Genomic DNA, 15,369 nt, shown 5'->3' on the forward strand with positions numbered 1-15,369 from the left:
GCTGACGGCTGCCCGCAGGGCACGTTCCGCCGTGATTCGGTCAGCTCTTGAGAGTGGAATCCAGGTACTCCTGCACCGGCTCGAACAGCCCATAGGGCACGTACTCGGGGATCTCGGCGAGCGCCACCCACGCGAGGGCGTCCAGCTCGTCCGTGTCCATCACCTCAGCGGTACCGCTCACGACCTTGCAGGCCATGTACGACATCAGTCGACCAGTCGTTGGGTGCACACGCTCACCCAGGAACTCGACGGCGACGACGCCGAGCCCGGTCTCCTCCGCGGTCTCGCGGACAGCTGCCGCCTCGGGGGACTCGCCGGGCTCGATCTTGCCGGCTTGGAACTGCCCGGAGAGCTGGCCCTCGCTGGCCCGCCGCCGCACCAACAGTACGCGGCCTTCGTGGACCACGATCTCGGCGGCAATGCCGGGAAGTTCCTCCGCAGCCTGCTGTGTCACGTTCGCTCCTCCAGAGCGGTCAGGAGAGGTCGAATGGTCGTATTGCGGTTGATGAATCGGGGCATCGAGCTTGTCGGTCCGAGGTGATGCAGCAGGAAGCGCTGCATCAAGCCAGCGTCAGCTAACGGCTGTCCAACCCCATGGCCGTGGACCGTTCTCTCCCTGTAGGCAGGCGAGACGGTAGTGGGCCTCAGCTTGATGTCGGGCTGGATCGGCTGCCGCGTGCTGGAGGGCGAAGCAGGTGACCCGAAGCTCACGGGTGTCCCGAAGCACCGGGTAGCCGGTCCAGGTCGTCACGTCAGCGCCGTACGCCTTGCAGAACGCCGTGTACTCGCTGTCCGAAACGGTGCCGAAGGTGCCGTAGCCGACGGCGGTGGCCGTGAGGTCCCATTCGGGAGGCCCCAGGGAGGTTCGCTCGAAGTCGAGCAGGTAGGTGGTGGTGGGCGTGACCGCGACGTTGCCGCCCCAGGCGTCGCCGTGGATGACGCTTGCCGGCAGTCCTGTTGGGAGGTCGGACCACGTCGCTTCGAGTGCGGCCAGGCGGTCGCGCAGCCACTGTCGCTGCCCGTCGCAGAGGGTGGTCGCGCCATCGATCCTGGCGGCCAGTCGGACGAACGGATCGAGGCAGTCCAATGGCGCGGCAGGGACAGGAAGTTCGTGGAGGCGTCGGAGGAGTGGCGCTATGTCGGAGGCGGTCCCGGGGCGGTGCGGGGGAAGCTCGTGCCAGAAGGTGACCGGCTTGCCGTCCACATCCAGTGGTTCCTGCAGCTGATCGAGCGGGCGCACCGCAGGCACCCCGCAGTCGTGCAGCCATCGGGCGACTGCCAGTTCGCGCGCGGCGGCAGCCGACTGCCCTGGGCGGCCGATGCGGGCAACGATCCGATGCGGCAACCGCCACAGTGCGTTCTCCCCGATCCGGATTGGCTCGGCCCCGACCGCCGACAGTCTGGCGGTGGCACACGCCTTGAGCAGCAGGGCGCGGGAGTCCTCGATGTGGCTCACGTCGCCACCGTAGTGGCGATCTGCTCCCGCAGGTCCCGGACATCCGGGAGGTTGCGGTGGCGGTGGGCTACCTGGCCCAGCTCGGCCAGCTCGTGGTTTGCGCGCAACGAGCGGAGGTCGCCGACCTCGGCGAGTGCGGTGCGTCCCTCTACCAGGGCGTGCTCAGGATCACTGGCTGCCATCTGGAGCGTGGCGAGCTTGGTGCGCGAGAACGCACGGGACCGGGCGAAACCGTCGCCATGGCCGTCTACTGCGGTCTGTAGCCGTCGGAGAGCCTCCGGGCCTGGATGGCCGGCGAGGGCAAGGTCGAACAGGGCGTGTCCGGTGTCACCGTGGTGCTGGGCGCTGTCGTAGTACGCCATCCATGGCCCTTCAGTCGCCGGGGTGGTCGAGGCGAACGAGTCGTCGGACGCGCCGACTGCGGCCAGAGTCTGCTGGGTACGGCCCATCTTGGCCAGGGCGCGGGCGCGGGCGTTGTGGAGCATGGACTGTTCGGCGGGGGAGAGGCGGTCGGCCCGGGCAAGGCCGAGTTCCGCGAGCGTGAGACCGGCGTCGGGATCGCCGCGCCAGATGGCTTGGCGGGAGCGCAGGTTGTAGGAGATGGCGCGAAGCGGCCAGTTGTCCACTTCCTCGGCGCACGAGGTAGCGAAGGCGAAGAGGCGGTGTGCATCGTCGTGGGCGAAGGCGTCGAAGGCCGAGGCGCCGACCACCGTAGCCAGGCGACTGACGGCGCTGAACAGCTCAGCCCGCAACGGGGCGGCGCATCGGCTGTTCAAGAGGCCAGCAGCCCAGCGGAGTTGGGCGAGTGCGGTGTCGCGTACGACACCGGCGCCGCCGTAGAGGTTGTCCCAGCTGCGCAGCGTGGTCGCTGCGGTGCGGACCTGCTCGACATCGGCGGGCCGAACCACTGCGGGTAGGGCCGTGGCTGGGGTGGAGGTCAGCAGCTGGGCCAGCGGGCCTGCGGTGAGAGCTGCACTGGTTACGGCAAGGAAGTTTCGTCGTTCCACAGGGTCGGACTCGTTCCACTCGAGAGCGGGCGGTGGTCCGTCCAGCGTGCCTCCGAGCGCGGTCTCCAGGGGAGAGCAGACGGCCGTACTGGGCCGTTTGTCCATTTCCCCAGAGCGGTTGTCTATTTCGGCCTGAGCCAACACCAGGCTCCGCGCCAGAACTCCGCCCGTGTTCAAGGCGGCGTCTAACGCCTGGGCGAGGCGGAGTTTGCAGGGCCGTACCGCCCGCTCGATCTTGCTGATCAGGTCCCCACTGACATGGACCAGCCGCCCGAGGTCGTCCTGGCTCAGCTTCCTGAGCTTCCGCCAGTACTGAAGTTCCGCGCCGAACCAGTCGGCTGCGGACCGGGAGGGGTCCAGCGGCTTCAGTGGTCGCGGCACTTGATCCCCCAGGGCGTCTCTTGTGGACAGCGGCTGCTGTCCGAATGCCGACACTGGCCGGGCGGCTTACCGGCAGGGCTAAATGTCTCCGAGCGTTCAGCACCCATTACACACCGCTACGGGCCTGACGTGCAGGTGTTCGGCGTAACCGCGCCATTACCGCCCCTAGCCACGAAGGAGAAGCGCCGATGACACTCCCCTCGGACATCCTGAGAGGCGATGCCACGCTCCGGCGAGACGCGGACGCGGCCACCGGCCCGCCCTACGCGAATGAGGTGACCAGCAGTGCGGCGCGCACTTCGGATCGGTTCGCCGAGCGCACGTCCACCGCCAGCATCCACGCCCGCAAGGTACTCGACCGGCACCAGTCCGAGGGCGGCCAGTGCAGCGACGGTTGCGGTCCCTGGCCGTGCAACACGGTCGTCGACGCGGTCCAAGCCTGCGGAGGTGCCGCATGAGCGTCATCTCCGCCCTCGCTCGCCGTATCACGCTCATCGGGACTGAGCGCAAGCACGTCCCACCGGCCCGGGACGCCGTTGTCCGCATCGCCCGCTCCTGGGGAATCGCAGGGGAAGCCCTGGACGACATCACCCTCGTTGCCGACGAACTGCTCGCCAACGCCGTCGTCCATGCCCCGGGCAGGCTGCTGGTCGGCATCCACCTCTCCCCGGACGGAGACCGGGTGGTCATCGAGGTCTACGACCCGTCGCATCGGATGCCCGCCAGGGCCGCGAACTTCGGCAACAGCGACCTGACCAGTGGCCGGGGGATGCTGCTGATCGAGAGCCTGTCCGAGAACTGGGGCGCGGAGCCGACGACCCATGGCAAGAAGGTCTGGGCGGAACTCGCCGTCCCCGCTGTCGCGGTACCGGAACGTCTCCGGTTGGTACGTCGGACAGCGCTGCTCGCGAGCCTGCTCCGCGCCGGACGTCCCAGACCACGACCTCATGCTCCTGCCGGCCACGCTGCGAGGCCGCGCCAGTGGTTCTCCTCGAACCGCTCGCCGCGTGCCCACCGACTCCGCCCGTACCGATGCAGGCACACCGGCCGGGCGGCGACGGGGCCGGTCGCCCTTTCCCCCGGGGGCGGCCGGCCCAACCCCAGCTGACCTGCCCGACACAGCCGTATCTGCTCCACGCCAATTCGGTGCTACGGAAGGATGGATGGATGAGCGACTGGGAGTTCGTGAAGGACAGAACCGCCACCCAAGGCGCAGTGTGGAGGTCGGCCGATGGCCTGCTCTACAAGCGGACTGGTGGCGAGGACCTGCGGGCAGAGACCGAGTTTCAGCAGCTGGCCGTTGGCCTCGGCTATCCCGTCCCGGAGATCGTCGACAGCGGGCCTGAGGACGAAGGCTACTTCGTCGTCGAGCGAGCCATCGGCGAGACCTCGCTGCACGAGGAGGCCCTGGCCGACGCGAAACGGGACGGTCAGGTCAGCTACCAGGTCATCAGTACGGCGGCTGCCATGGCATCGAAGCTCATGCAGGCCCAGGCGAGGCACCCCCTCCCCTCCACGCCGTGGTTCGAGAAGGCCGCCTTCGCGCCTGAGGTCTTCGAGGAGAACCCGGACTTCGACACCCCGCGAGTCCACGAGGTGATCAAGCACGCCCTCGACCGGCTGGCCCAACTGCCGATGGTGCACGGGCACCTGGACTATGGCCTGCCCAACGTCTTGCGAGCTGGGGTCATCGACTGGCAGCACCACGGACCGATCCCGCTCGGCTACGACGTATACCCCGCGCTCGACATCGTGGCCTTCAAGGGCGGCGGCAAGGGCTACACGGTTACCCCGGAACAGCGCGCCGCCTACACCGCAGCGCTCGACGAGACCACCGCGTCCCTGATCGGGCAGCGGGTGAGCGAGCACCTGGGCGACTTTCTGCTGGTCAAGTGCTTCTTCTTCCTCGCCCTCATGCGGCCCACCGACCCCACGCGGCACGACAAGCACATCAAGTGGCAGTACCGCCGCACCCTTTTCACGATGGGACTTGATCAGTATGAGTCGTCCAACGCGATCGACACCGGCACCTTCCCCACTCTGGAACGGTTCACCGCTGAACACCGGTAGGCCGGTCCCCACCGTCCGCGATCGCGACTACCTGATGGACCACCACGGAGTCGTCTTCAAGGTCATTGGCGACAGCCACCCCGGCAGCCACTACCTGGGCTACGTCAAGTACCACCCCGACGAGAAGGGCGACCGGCGGCTGTTCGGCCGGACCTACCGGCAGAACAGCGTCGTGTCGAAGTCCTTCGGCATCCTGGCTGGCAGGCCGGAGTGTTACGTCTACTCCGACACCCTCGGCTGCGTCATCACCGGCATCCCGCGCGAGGACGTCGCCGTCCACTACTCCTGCCGCCAGGCGCTCGCCGCCATCCACGAGGAGCCCAGTGCGGTCGCCGACAACCCGGCAGGCAAGGACCTCTTGGCGATCACTGAGTGGATCACCGCGAACGGCGCCCAGGGCCTGATCGGCGTCACCGGCTCCTTCCTCGTCGGCTGCTTCAACGAGCGCTCGGACATCGATCTCGTCTGCTACGGGCCGGAGGGCTACGAGGCCGCCCAGGAGCTGTTCCAGCAGACCGACCTGATCCGGCCGTACGACGGAGACGACCTGACCCGGCTGTACGTCCGCCGGGCCAAGTACATGGAGGGCAGTTCCTTCGACGCGCTCATCAAGCAGGAGCGCCGCAAGCTCCAGGGGCTGACCGCAGGTGCTGGCGCGCACATCAACTGCGAACCCATCCGCTCCGACCGCGACAGGACCTTCGCCCGCATCTGCTCCAAGGAGATCGGTGAGATCTCCCTCCTCGCGAAGATCACCGACCACGCCGAGGGCCTCACCACCCCGGCCGTCTACGGGATCAAGGTCAAGACCATCCTCAGCTCGACCATCGACGAGGGCGACTCCTTCGCCCGCCGGATCACCCACATGCGCTCGTACCTCGGCGCCTACACCGGAGCGTTTCGATCTGGCGACACCGTGCACCTGGCCGGCAAGCTCGTCCACACCCAGGACGGCGAACACAGCGGCTTTGGCATCGAACTCACCCCCTGGACCGTCAGCGGCTCCTACGTCGCCAACCTCGCCGGATAGGACCCGAAGCGTGACCCTGTTCGTCATCCGGCACGCCGAGTCCGTCGAGAACGCCGACAAGTACAACGGCTTCTACCAGGACCCCCGCCCCTACAGCGGAGCCGCCGCGCACGCCATCTCCCGTACCATCGTCGGCCTGACCCCCCGCGGCTTTCGGCAGGCGCAGTGGCTGGCCGGCGTTCTGCTGGAGCTCGCCGGCCCCGAACCGCACGTCTACACCTCGACCTACCGCAGGGCGATCGACACCGCCGCGATCGCCCTGCCCGACCTCCCCAACGGGTGGCCCCAGCAGACTGCTCTCCTGGACGAGCAGCACTACGGCGACGCCACCTACATGACCAAGCGCGAGCTTTACGACAGCTACCCCGAGCTCGCCGAGGACCGTCGCCTGCGCAAGCACATCTGGACCGCGCCAGGCGGCGGCGAGTCGCTCGCCGAGGGCGTGCTCAAGCGGGCCGCCGAGTTCGCCGCCCTCGCCCAGTCCGAACTACAGGAGTCCCGCGCCGTCGTCGCCTTCACACACCAGACCGCCGCGGTGGCGCTCCGAGCCCTGCTCGAAGCCTGCACCCTGCCAGAGATCCTCGCCGAGGAGCGGAAGGGCAAGATGCCCAACGCCGCGATCCTCCACTACGAACTGCGAGACGGCCGGTTCACCCGGACGGGAACCACCACCCCGCCGATCTAGGAGGAGCCCGTGCGACACCTGTTCCTCAACGGGCCCGTCCAGAACGGCCCCTTCACCTTCGACACCCGCCCCGGCAAGGCCGTGGGCATCCGCCTCGCGGCCGCCCTCAACGCCATCCTCGGCTTACCGCCCGCACCCCATCTGTGGAACACCGTCACTCTCGCCGGAGACCTCCGCCACCGCCAGGCCGAGGGGCCGACGATCCCCCGCCAGCGGTTCGAGGCCGACCTGATAGCCGGCAAGTACAGGCCCGGACAGTCCCCGGCGGGCGGCATCCTGACCGACACCGACGCGGAGGTCGCCAACCTCGCGCTGGAGATGATCGAGAACAACCTCCGCGCAGGCGCCCTCACCATCAGCCGCGAGACCGTCCCCACCTGCCGGGCCTGCGGTCACATGACCGGCCCCGGCAGCCACCCCTGCAAGGCCTGTGGCAGCACCGACACCGAAGACCGCACGGGCCTCCACCTCGTCGCCGAACTCGCGAAGGACCGCCCTGTCCTCGACCGCTCGGACATCCACGCCAGCCACCGCCAGCAGCCCAAGCACCTCCAGCACACCGCTGGCAACGTCGTCGAGCGGCTGATCCTCTCCCGAACCCGCGATCACGGCATCGACCTCTCGCCTCTCGGCCTCAACGGCCTCGTCCTCGACCCGCGCGCCGGCATCCACGCCACCGTCCTCGCCGCAGCCCGCCACCGCGAAGCGGACACGGCCGTCATGACCATCACCGAGAACGCGGCCAACCACATCGCCGCCCACGGCCAGCACTTCCGCGAATGCGACGGCACCCGCCTCCAGTACGCCCTACACGGACACCTCCCGTACGACCACGCGGCAAGCCTGCAGCCGCTGTACGAGGCGTACCGAGCCACCCAAGCGATCACGGACGGCTTCGAGCAGTGGTTCCTGCCGATCTTCTCCCTGAAGGCCAAGGCCACAACTCGGCCCGACCAGCTGGCCGCGATCTTCAGGTACTACGTGCGGGCGTACCTAGCCAAGCCCGCTGCGGTCGACAAGGACGTCATTGAGGCCGTGCGGCGCTCGGTCGAGAGCGGTGACGCGGATTGGATCACGAACAAGACAACACTGGCCAATGTGATGGGCGCCCGTGGCACGGCACCAGATGTGGTCGGTCGGACCTGACACGGCGTCTCTCCGTCGGCCGCGTAACAGCCTCCTCTCCATACAATGGCGGCGAGGAGGCGGCGGACCGTGGCCGGACTGGGCGACGGCGTGAGGGCCGATCGTCGTGCTGGCCGCGGTGAGCGTGGTCTCTACCTGGAGAGTTCCTCCAGGAGTTCACGTGCCTGCGAAATTGCGTATTGGTCTGCGTCAGCACCCAGATGCAAGAACGTGTCAAGGTCGGGCCAATCGAGGACTTCGCGAAGCAGCGAGACGGATCGCATATCGCCCGATGCGAGTCTGACGGCGCATGCGTGACATGCGTTGCGAATTAGATCAATGATGGACGTGCGAAATAGCCGCGGCGCCTCATGGCTTTCCTTCCAGAAGCGCACCTCTGCGATTGCCTCATCCCATTTTGATTGCATGGCTAGCGCCTCAATGAGCCGGCGCCGCGCCTCAGGGTCAGTGGACCCTGACGGTTTCTGGCTGAGCAATTCGCGGCAGCATTGCTCAGCCTCGGCATACTGATGCTGCCGGAGAAATTTCTCAGCCTGCTCCATGGTTCTGTGGGTGATGGAGTAAGAAGTTGGAGCGATTCTCGATTCGAGATCGGCGAAAGCATCTCCGAGTAGGCCTAGCCTCGTTGCCTCCGGAGGTGGAAAGTGCGAGTTTCGGATAAGTGTTCGTCCGTCGACTGCGAGCTTTAGAGCTGCCTTTGGATATTCATCTACCCATGCTCTTGCTTGGTGCAGAACATGCTCGAGGTGTCGCACCGCTTCGTCGAATGTGGTTGCAAGCTTCAAATGCTGCTCAGTGCTGACGTCCTGCGTTTGCAGAAACATGGTCGCTAGGGCGAACCGTGTCTGAGCGACAAGCGCGAGGTTCGTAGGCTGCAATCGGGCCAAGTGGCCCAACTCGCGAAGCATGAGTTCTTCGGCGCGTAGAACATTGCCCTGCAAGTAGTGTGGGGTGGCCAGATTTCCATACAGCAGGGCGACGCGCTCGCTCGTGAAATCAATATTCTCGATGTTCGTCAGCAGGGTCTCGGCGTGGGATTGAAGTATCTGGACCCGCTCAAGTTCACCCAGCTCTGAAGCCCCACTGAGCCAGCGCTCCACATGCCCGGTCAGCTGGCTCATTTCGGCTGGACGGGCGGGATGGCCGTTAAGGCGGTCCCGGATCAGGGCCTGGCTCACCGTGTTGACGGCGATGGTTCGCTCAGCGCCTGGGAGGGGTTCACCGTATGAGGGCGGGAGTGGTAGATCATTCTTGATGAGCGAGAATCGGTGGAGTTCGCGAAGGGTCTCGCCGAGATTGACAATTTCTGGCGAGATTAGGACTGGTCCGCGATGTCCGGGCTCTTGGATTCGATATCACAGATTGCTGTTGCCAGAAGTAGGTGTGCCGGAATCTGGTGCGATGCCAGAAAGGCAGACGCGAAGAGCATCCGCAAAGCCACTGATGGCGGATCAGGTAGTACCTCAGGCGTGGTTCTGACCTCAAGGCGGTCAATGCAAAGATTGAGTGCTGCGGCAAGTGTTCGTGGATAACCGGGAGGTCTCGAATCCTTGTCGGAGACTGAGCGGACCTTCAGGTCCTGAATGTAATGATCTACGTAGTCGAGTCCTAGCCCAGTGCTGAACAGGTAACTGGCTCCAAGCTCCAGCGCCAGCGGCCAGTCTCCCAACTCCTCGGCCAGGCGCTCTAGGGCTGGTTGCCAGAATTCCCGTTCGTCCTCTGTGAGCCGCAGGCGTCGGCTTAGTAGCTCGATGGATTCTTTGCGCTCCATGACCGATACGTTCACGACGTGACCGCTGCCCGGATGGCTTGCCGCATTAAGGGTGGTGACCAGAGTGTCACCGTGTCCCAATTTCGGAATCCACGGATCGATTTCCCGGGCAGAGCTCACATTGTCGCAGATCAGCAACCAGCGGCCCGGCAATTGGCCAAGCTCGTGTTGCACTCCTTGTAGGAGGTCTTCGATCGGGGTCTCTGGACGCTTGGCAGCGGAGTTCGGGTTGAGGGCCGCAACAACACGCTGAAAGGAAGCGCGGGTCGAGTGCTCCGTTTCGCAGTCGATCCAGCCGATGAAGTCGTACGCATCGGCGCGGGCAGCGATGAAGAGAGCCGCAGCACTCGACTTCCCGATGCCTGAGGGCCCGACCATCGTGGCCCGGCGGGTCACCTGGTCCTTCGACGACGGCAGAGAGGCAACCAAGCAGGCGAGTAGTTCAGGTCGATCCACATCCGGGACCATGGGAACCGGCCCGACCACGGTTCCCCAGTCGCGTGTCCCGATCGAGTGCGCCAGCGTCTTCCCATCGACCAGCACGAGCCGGCGCAACTCGCCGACTGAGAAACTCGCCCGCTCGCCAGTAACGTCTGCGGCCCGACTCAGGATCTCGGAGATGAGGTAACCAGTGAGCAAGCCAGCGGACTTCTCTCCCAACCCCTCCTGCGCATGGTTGCGAACTGTGCGCAGGGCGTTGCGCAACTGCTCACGGATCTCGTCATCGTCGCGAGCGTCGTAGGACACCCGGCAACGCCTCAACCGTGTGAGACCACTCTGGTCTAGTCTCTCCAGCTGGCTCCTTCGTTGTGGGGCGTCATGGAACAACTCAATGAGCTTGTCTTGCAGGTCTCTTGGCTCATGTGAAGAGGTCAAGATCTCGTCGAGTTGACTGGACTTGGGGCCTGGTCGACCGTTGGTCAGGAGGCGATACGCACTGGCTTCGTGGTTGCCACTGATCATCTCCAGGAGGATGCCCAGCGCGACCGCAGCGCTCATGGAGCCACCAGCGGCCCGGCTCTTGACCTGGACTGCTAGACGTACGGTCCCATCCAGATCAACGACGTCGAAGTCGACCTGATCCACCGCACCCTCGCTTGCTGGAGGGCCTTCTACTCGAACGCAGTCGATCCCCGGTTCGTCGAGCATCGCAACCAAGTGCTCAAGCGTCCGGAGGTACTGGTACTGAAACCCCCGCGCCGCTACACGTCCCCCGTCCACGGCATCTCCCATACGCCAGCCCGCCCAAACCGAAGCCACTTTCAGCCTGGGGTACAACCTTCCATACTGTGAGGCATGGCAACCTGCAGACGGTGAATCTCGGGTGTGAACCCTTGGCGAGCGCTCCCCGCATGCGCCAGCAGATCGACGACTACCTCGGGGGCGCCTATTCATGCGGTCGGCTGATCGGCCAAACGTGATCCCTCCGTGGTACCGAGAACTACCCTGGCGGTCATGGAGTGGCTCGACCGGGCCCGAGACGAAGGCGGATGCGCATCAGTGAGCTACTGGGGTGCCACACCGTGGCTGGGGGTGTGCCGTCGAGCATCACGGCTGAACGCGTAGCGCGTCTGCGGCAGGACCGTCCCCAGTGCTGCTAGACATGCAACCGTGCACTCAGTTCTCTCCCCTTCACAGCTTCAGCTTTTGCACCATCTCGTGATCGCCGAGATTCCGTCCCCCGACGCGATAGCGGCTGCAGTCCGGGGGCTCGACCATGAGAGCAGCGCGGGCGACGTGCAAACTCTCAGTTGGATGGGCCTGCTCGAGGTCACAGGTGAGGGTCTCGTCATCACGCCGCGCGGCAAGGCAGCGTACTTCGAAGCCGAGTGCACCACGCTGGGGGAACGGCTGGTCGAGGTGAGCGGATTCGCCGACGAGCTGCAGCGACGTACACCCTCACTCGGTCCGGAAATGCACGCGCTCCGTCAGCTCGCAGAAGGTGCGTGGAGCCGGACGGAGGCGGCAGCGTACGTGGAGCGCTGGGCGAAGGAGCACTGAGCTGCTGCTACGGTTCCTCGTCGACGTCCAGAAGGAGTTTGACTCGGCGACGGGGTTTGCGGGCCTTGACGGGCACCGGCAGGATATCGGCCTTCTCGAGGTCTGCCACCGTGACCGTGGGCGCGGCGAGGATCCGGTCGAGCAGATCCTGCTGTGCGGGAGCGAGGTCGGTGAGCCGACGCAGCACGGAGAGCAGTTCCATGAGCTCACGTGACCAGTCGGCCGGCCAAGAGTCGACGTGCAGGTCGTCCAGGGGGCTGGTCTTGCGGCTGTTGGGGCTCGCCTTGCGGTAGCCGAACCACTTCTTGACGATCTGCATGCCGCCGACGTCGTAGTTCCACACCTCTGCGGACACCGGGCTGACGTATCCGGCACCCAGGTACAGGGTCCGGTTCATCTCGGCGTAGTGGATCTCGCTGGGCACCTCCGTGCCGATGTGCTGGTCGTAGCGGAGCCGGCGTGGATCGCCCTGTGTGAAGAGGACGTCTCCTGCTGGCCGACCTTCTTCCGGATCGACGTACCGTTCCCCGTACGTCGAGGCCCACAGGAGGTGCTCGCCCAGCTTCACCGCCTCACGCCACAGGGCGGGATCGCGAGTGAGTGGCAGCCGTACGCCGGGAGTGAGCAGTTCCTCTGTGAACCGCTCGGTAAAACCGGCATGCCCGGCGACAGCCGCCGCGTACGCGGCCAAGTCGTGCACTGTGATGCGGTCGAGGCCGAGTTCGGTTGCCAGGTGGGCGAGCAGGCGCGGATGCACGTTGGGTGTGCCGTCCGGATGGAGGATCGGCATGATCTTGCCGCCGCGGCCGTTGAAGTGGTGGGTGTCGGGAAGCAGGGCGGTGGCGACGACCGCCGGCCCAGTCTCGATCTCGTGGGAGGACTGCTGATTCAGGAAGAGCTGCCCCGGCTGGAGGGCTTCCCACAACGCGGGTCGGGCGAAGTCGATGACACGGCTGTCGGAGATCAGCCATTGCCGGTCGAAGCTGCGCATGGCGATGCGGATTAGGTCCGGTGCCAGCTCTGTTTCGTCTGCAAGCCCCTGGGTGTGCTCAGGTTGTCCGGGCAACGGGGGCCGGCTGTCGTACAGCGAACGATCTCGCGTCTCCTTGAACAACTCCGCCTGCTTGACCGGGTCGGCCTCGTGGATCAGACGCGCCCAGCGTCGCTGGAGCAGCTGCTCGCTGGGGCCGTTGACCCACGAGCGGTTGGCCGTAATGCCCAGGCTTCCCCAGAGGAAAAGATCGTCGAGAGCGGGATAGTTCTCCCACCCCGTCTCGGTCGTCGGGCGGAAGGGATGGGCGGCGGCGGAGTGCGTGTCCTGCCAGCCGTCGTCGTCCAGTCGGATCTCTTTGAGCTGGCGGTACTTGGCGACTCGCTTGCCGTGTACGGCTCGGTAGTGGATGCGGGCGGGCCGCTCGGGGTCAGTGTCCTTGCTTCGCACGAAGATGCAGATGGCCAGCGGCTGGGCGACACCGGGGAAGATCCGGCTAGCCACATCAGGGCGGTGCCCTTCCGGGGACAGGTCGATGATCCAACCCTCGTCGCAGGTGCGCCTCAGGTAGTTGCGCATGCCACGCCCGCCAGGCCCCGTGGTGAAGCCCGAGGGGGTGATGAAGCAGACGACCCCCTGCTGGTCCTGCGGATGGGCGTCGAAGACCTTCCAGGTTGCCCAGCGCCAGAAGTAGATGTACAGGTTCTTGAGCACGTGCTCGTAGCGGCCGTTTCCGGGCCACTTGAACGCCTCGATGGGGGTGACGCCCTGCGCGGGGCTTCCCTTCTCGACCCAGCCGCCGCGGCCCTTGGCCTTGTCGTCGTAGGGCGGGTTGCCGATCGCGACGGTGACCGGTGTGCTGGCCTTCACCTCGTTCGCCCGCCTACGCGACTCCGAGATCACACCGTACGTCGAGGCGAGGGTTTCCTCGGCCAGGTAGGGGTTGTCCAACGTGTCGGTGACGAACAGCTTCATGCCGTCAGGTGGTGCGACCGCTTGATGCCGCTTGAGCAGGTCCGAAGCCCGTAGCTCGGCAACGGCGAATGGGCCCATTTGCAGCTCGAAGCCGATCAGGCGCTTTGCCAGACTGCCTATCGCATCCGGCGTCGCCCCAGGGCCAACGTTCTCTGCCGCCCAAGCGGCGACGTGCTCGATGACCGCGTGAAGGTACGTGCCCGTCCCCATCGCTGGATCGACGATGCGCACGTTGTCGTCCGCGTATCCGGCCGGGCGGCCCAAGCGGGTACGCAGCACGTCCTCAGTGAGGCGCACCATCTCCTCGACCACTTCGCGCGGGGTGTAGTACGAGCCGCTCTTCTGCCGCAGCTTCTCGTCGTACACCTCCAGGAACGACTCGTACAGGTGTAGGTACGCATCCCGCCGGCCCTTGCGGATCGCCGCCCAGTCGACCGCGTCGATCACCTGGATAAGCAGATCGAGGCTGACCTCGAAGCTCACCGTGATGTTGTCGGTCAGGAGCTGAAGGGCCTTGCCCATCAAGGCGTGTCCGGCATCCAGACGGCGGCCGATCTCGTGCAGCCCCACGCCCTTCAGGGAGATGTCCTCCGTGCGCGCCAACAGCAGCGCGAAGGTCACCGTCTGGGCGTACCCGTCGGCGAAGGTCGCGTCGTCGGCTGTCGGGAAGAGCAACCTCCGCCAGTCATTCTTCAGCCCGGTGAACCGCAGTTCCTCAGGGCGCGCGCCCTCAGCTGCGTGCTGCCCCTCCCACTCCAACTGCTCCAGGACCGCCGCACGCAGCAGGCGGCACAGCGGCGCGGCGCGGCGGACCAGTGTGGAGACGTGGCGGATCGGCTCAGGAACCCAGTGGAGGAAGGTCCGCAGAAGGGCATGGAACGCGGCGGGCTCGCGGGCGGACAACGAGCGTCCTGCGCTTCCTAGATCGCCGTCGAAGACGACCGGGGAGCCGATCAGCTCGCCGGTGCGGAAGAGACGCCACTCAGTGCCGTTGGTGTAGAGCACGTTCGGCAAGTCGCGCAGCCGTTCCCACTGCTTCTTGTTCCGTCCGGTGAACTTCTCTGGATCGACCGGCTGACCAGGGCGCTTGACCTCGACATAGCCGACGATTTCGCCGTGCACCTCGACCGCGTAGTCAGGGCGCACGCCCACATCACGCAGGGGCGTTTCGGAGTGCCACAGCACGCCGTCCATGGCGTCGTGGCTGCCCACAGCCTCCAGGAGGTCCTGCAGAGGCGGGCGAATTGACGCCTCGGGGTCGCCCGGTCCGTTCACCATGGCCTTGCATGACGCACCGAAGGTCGAGATGGCTTCCGCGAGCCAGCCGAACTCCTGCCCCTGCGTCACTGCCGCACCCCCGCGCTATCGATCATGACGCGAGGAGTATGCCAGACCTCCAGGCACGCATGAAAGCGCGTCAACTTTCAGCGCAGCCAGGCCCGTCGAGACCCGATTAAGATCTGTGCCTGTTCGTTTGATAGGGCGCACGTCGCGAAGGCCAACCGGTACGACGGTGCCGAAGCGATGCCACCTCCGTCCGACACGCAGTCCGCGCAGCTAGTTAGCCGGGATGATCCGCGAAGGCTGCTGGGCGTTGACCGCGTCCCCGCAGCCTTCCGGCCTCTGGATAGCCTGCCTGCATGGCTGATCTCGATGAACCGATCCGTCTGGCTGCCGACGACCCGGCGTAGCTAGTGCTGTGACCGCATAGGTTCACCGGGTTGGCGCCGCAGGGCCTTCGGCCGGTTGGATGTCGTGAGACGTTCAGCTCGGAAGGGGGCCCGGTGGCGGAGCCGGTCAGGGTTCGCAGACTCACGGACCAGGAAGGCCAGCAGTTACAGCGGATCGTGCGTCGG

Annotated in this window: 13 protein-coding genes; 7 read left to right on the top strand and 6 right to left on the bottom strand. The window is 66.0% G+C overall.

Annotated elements, in window-relative coordinates; genetic code table 11:
- Positions 1-40: 40 nt before the first annotated feature.
- From ACFU7Y_RS23420 to ACFU7Y_RS23430, 3 genes are all read right to left on the bottom strand, one after another.
- A complete protein-coding gene (locus ACFU7Y_RS23420; protein ID WP_380769556.1) occupies positions 41-454 on the bottom strand; it encodes an NUDIX domain-containing protein in 414 nt (137 codons plus the stop codon).
- 117 nt (positions 455-571) lie between these two features.
- A complete protein-coding gene (locus ACFU7Y_RS23425) occupies positions 572-1,456 on the bottom strand; it encodes a phosphotransferase family protein (RefSeq protein WP_380769557.1) in 885 nt (294 codons plus the stop codon).
- Positions 1,453-2,844: a helix-turn-helix domain-containing protein gene (locus ACFU7Y_RS23430; protein WP_380769559.1), complete on the bottom strand. Its 1,392-nt coding sequence runs from the start codon at positions 2,842-2,844 to the stop codon at positions 1,453-1,455. The genes ACFU7Y_RS23425 and ACFU7Y_RS23430 overlap by 4 nt, the downstream gene beginning before the upstream one ends.
- Before the next feature lie 188 nt (positions 2,845-3,032).
- Between ACFU7Y_RS23430 and ACFU7Y_RS23435 the strand changes: the two genes are divergently transcribed.
- Genes ACFU7Y_RS23435 through ACFU7Y_RS23460 form a run of 6 tightly spaced genes read left to right on the top strand, consistent with a single transcriptional unit; the run spans position 3,033 to position 7,775 of the window.
- Positions 3,033-3,302, top strand: coding sequence for a hypothetical protein (locus ACFU7Y_RS23435; protein ID WP_380769561.1), 270 nt, complete (start codon positions 3,033-3,035; stop codon positions 3,300-3,302).
- Positions 3,299-3,952, top strand: a complete 654-nt coding sequence (locus tag ACFU7Y_RS23440) for an ATP-binding protein (RefSeq protein ID WP_380769562.1) — start codon at positions 3,299-3,301, stop codon at positions 3,950-3,952. The genes ACFU7Y_RS23435 and ACFU7Y_RS23440 overlap by 4 nt, the downstream gene beginning before the upstream one ends.
- Before the next feature lie 59 nt (positions 3,953-4,011).
- Positions 4,012-4,914: a phosphotransferase gene (locus tag ACFU7Y_RS23445; protein WP_380769563.1), complete on the top strand. Its 903-nt coding sequence runs from the start codon at positions 4,012-4,014 to the stop codon at positions 4,912-4,914.
- Between the two features lie 34 nt (positions 4,915-4,948).
- The gene (locus ACFU7Y_RS23450; protein ID WP_380769564.1) at positions 4,949-5,944 is read left to right on the top strand and encodes a nucleotidyltransferase domain-containing protein; all 996 of its coding nucleotides are present in this window, start codon (positions 4,949-4,951) and stop codon (positions 5,942-5,944) included.
- 10 nt (positions 5,945-5,954) lie between these two features.
- Positions 5,955-6,629 carry a histidine phosphatase family protein gene (locus ACFU7Y_RS23455; RefSeq protein WP_380769565.1) on the top strand — a complete coding sequence of 225 codons (675 nt, stop codon included), beginning with the start codon at positions 5,955-5,957 and terminating at the stop codon, positions 6,627-6,629.
- Positions 6,630-6,638: 9 nt separating this feature from the next.
- The gene (locus ACFU7Y_RS23460; protein WP_380769566.1) at positions 6,639-7,775 is read left to right on the top strand and encodes a hypothetical protein; all 1,137 of its coding nucleotides are present in this window, start codon (positions 6,639-6,641) and stop codon (positions 7,773-7,775) included.
- A 131-nt stretch (positions 7,776-7,906) separates the two neighbouring features.
- Here ACFU7Y_RS23460 and ACFU7Y_RS23465 read toward each other — a convergent pair whose 3' ends face one another.
- Both ACFU7Y_RS23465 and ACFU7Y_RS23470 read right to left on the bottom strand, forming a co-directional pair.
- On the bottom strand, positions 7,907-8,953 hold the full coding sequence (locus ACFU7Y_RS23465; RefSeq protein WP_380769567.1) for a hypothetical protein: 1,047 nt from the start codon (positions 8,951-8,953) through the stop codon (positions 7,907-7,909).
- 137 nt (positions 8,954-9,090) lie between these two features.
- Positions 9,091-10,704 (bottom strand): hypothetical protein, encoded by a 1,614-nt coding sequence (locus ACFU7Y_RS23470; RefSeq protein WP_380769568.1) that lies wholly within the window; start codon positions 10,702-10,704, stop codon positions 9,091-9,093.
- 453 nt (positions 10,705-11,157) lie between these two features.
- On the opposite strand from ACFU7Y_RS23470, the gene ACFU7Y_RS23475 reads away from it, so the two are divergent.
- Complete coding sequence (locus ACFU7Y_RS23475) at positions 11,158-11,547, top strand: hypothetical protein (RefSeq protein ID WP_380769569.1); 390 nt, start codon at positions 11,158-11,160, stop codon at positions 11,545-11,547.
- 7 nt (positions 11,548-11,554) lie between these two features.
- On the opposite strand, the gene ACFU7Y_RS23480 is transcribed toward ACFU7Y_RS23475, so the two are convergent.
- Positions 11,555-14,860, bottom strand: a complete 3,306-nt coding sequence (locus ACFU7Y_RS23480) for a type ISP restriction/modification enzyme (RefSeq protein WP_380769570.1) — start codon at positions 14,858-14,860, stop codon at positions 11,555-11,557.
- Between the last annotated feature and the right edge of the window lie 509 nt (positions 14,861-15,369).

The sequence above is a fragment of the Kitasatospora sp. NPDC057542 genome (genome assembly GCF_042801945.1).
Lineage (GTDB): Bacteria > Actinomycetota > Actinomycetes > Streptomycetales > Streptomycetaceae > Kitasatospora.

Bases quoted from the DNA above. Each gene is read 5' to 3' on its own strand.
- ACFU7Y_RS23450 (WP_380769564.1), top strand. From the start codon at position 4,949: ATGGACCACCACGGAGTCGTCTTCAAGGTCATTGGCGACAGCCACCCC.
- ACFU7Y_RS23445 (WP_380769563.1), top strand. From the start codon at position 4,012: ATGAGCGACTGGGAGTTCGTGAAGGACAGAACCGCCACCCAAGGCGCA.
- ACFU7Y_RS23440 (WP_380769562.1), top strand. From the start codon at position 3,299: ATGAGCGTCATCTCCGCCCTCGCTCGCCGTATCACGCTCATCGGGACT.
- ACFU7Y_RS23435 (WP_380769561.1), top strand. From the start codon at position 3,033: ATGACACTCCCCTCGGACATCCTGAGAGGCGATGCCACGCTCCGGCGA.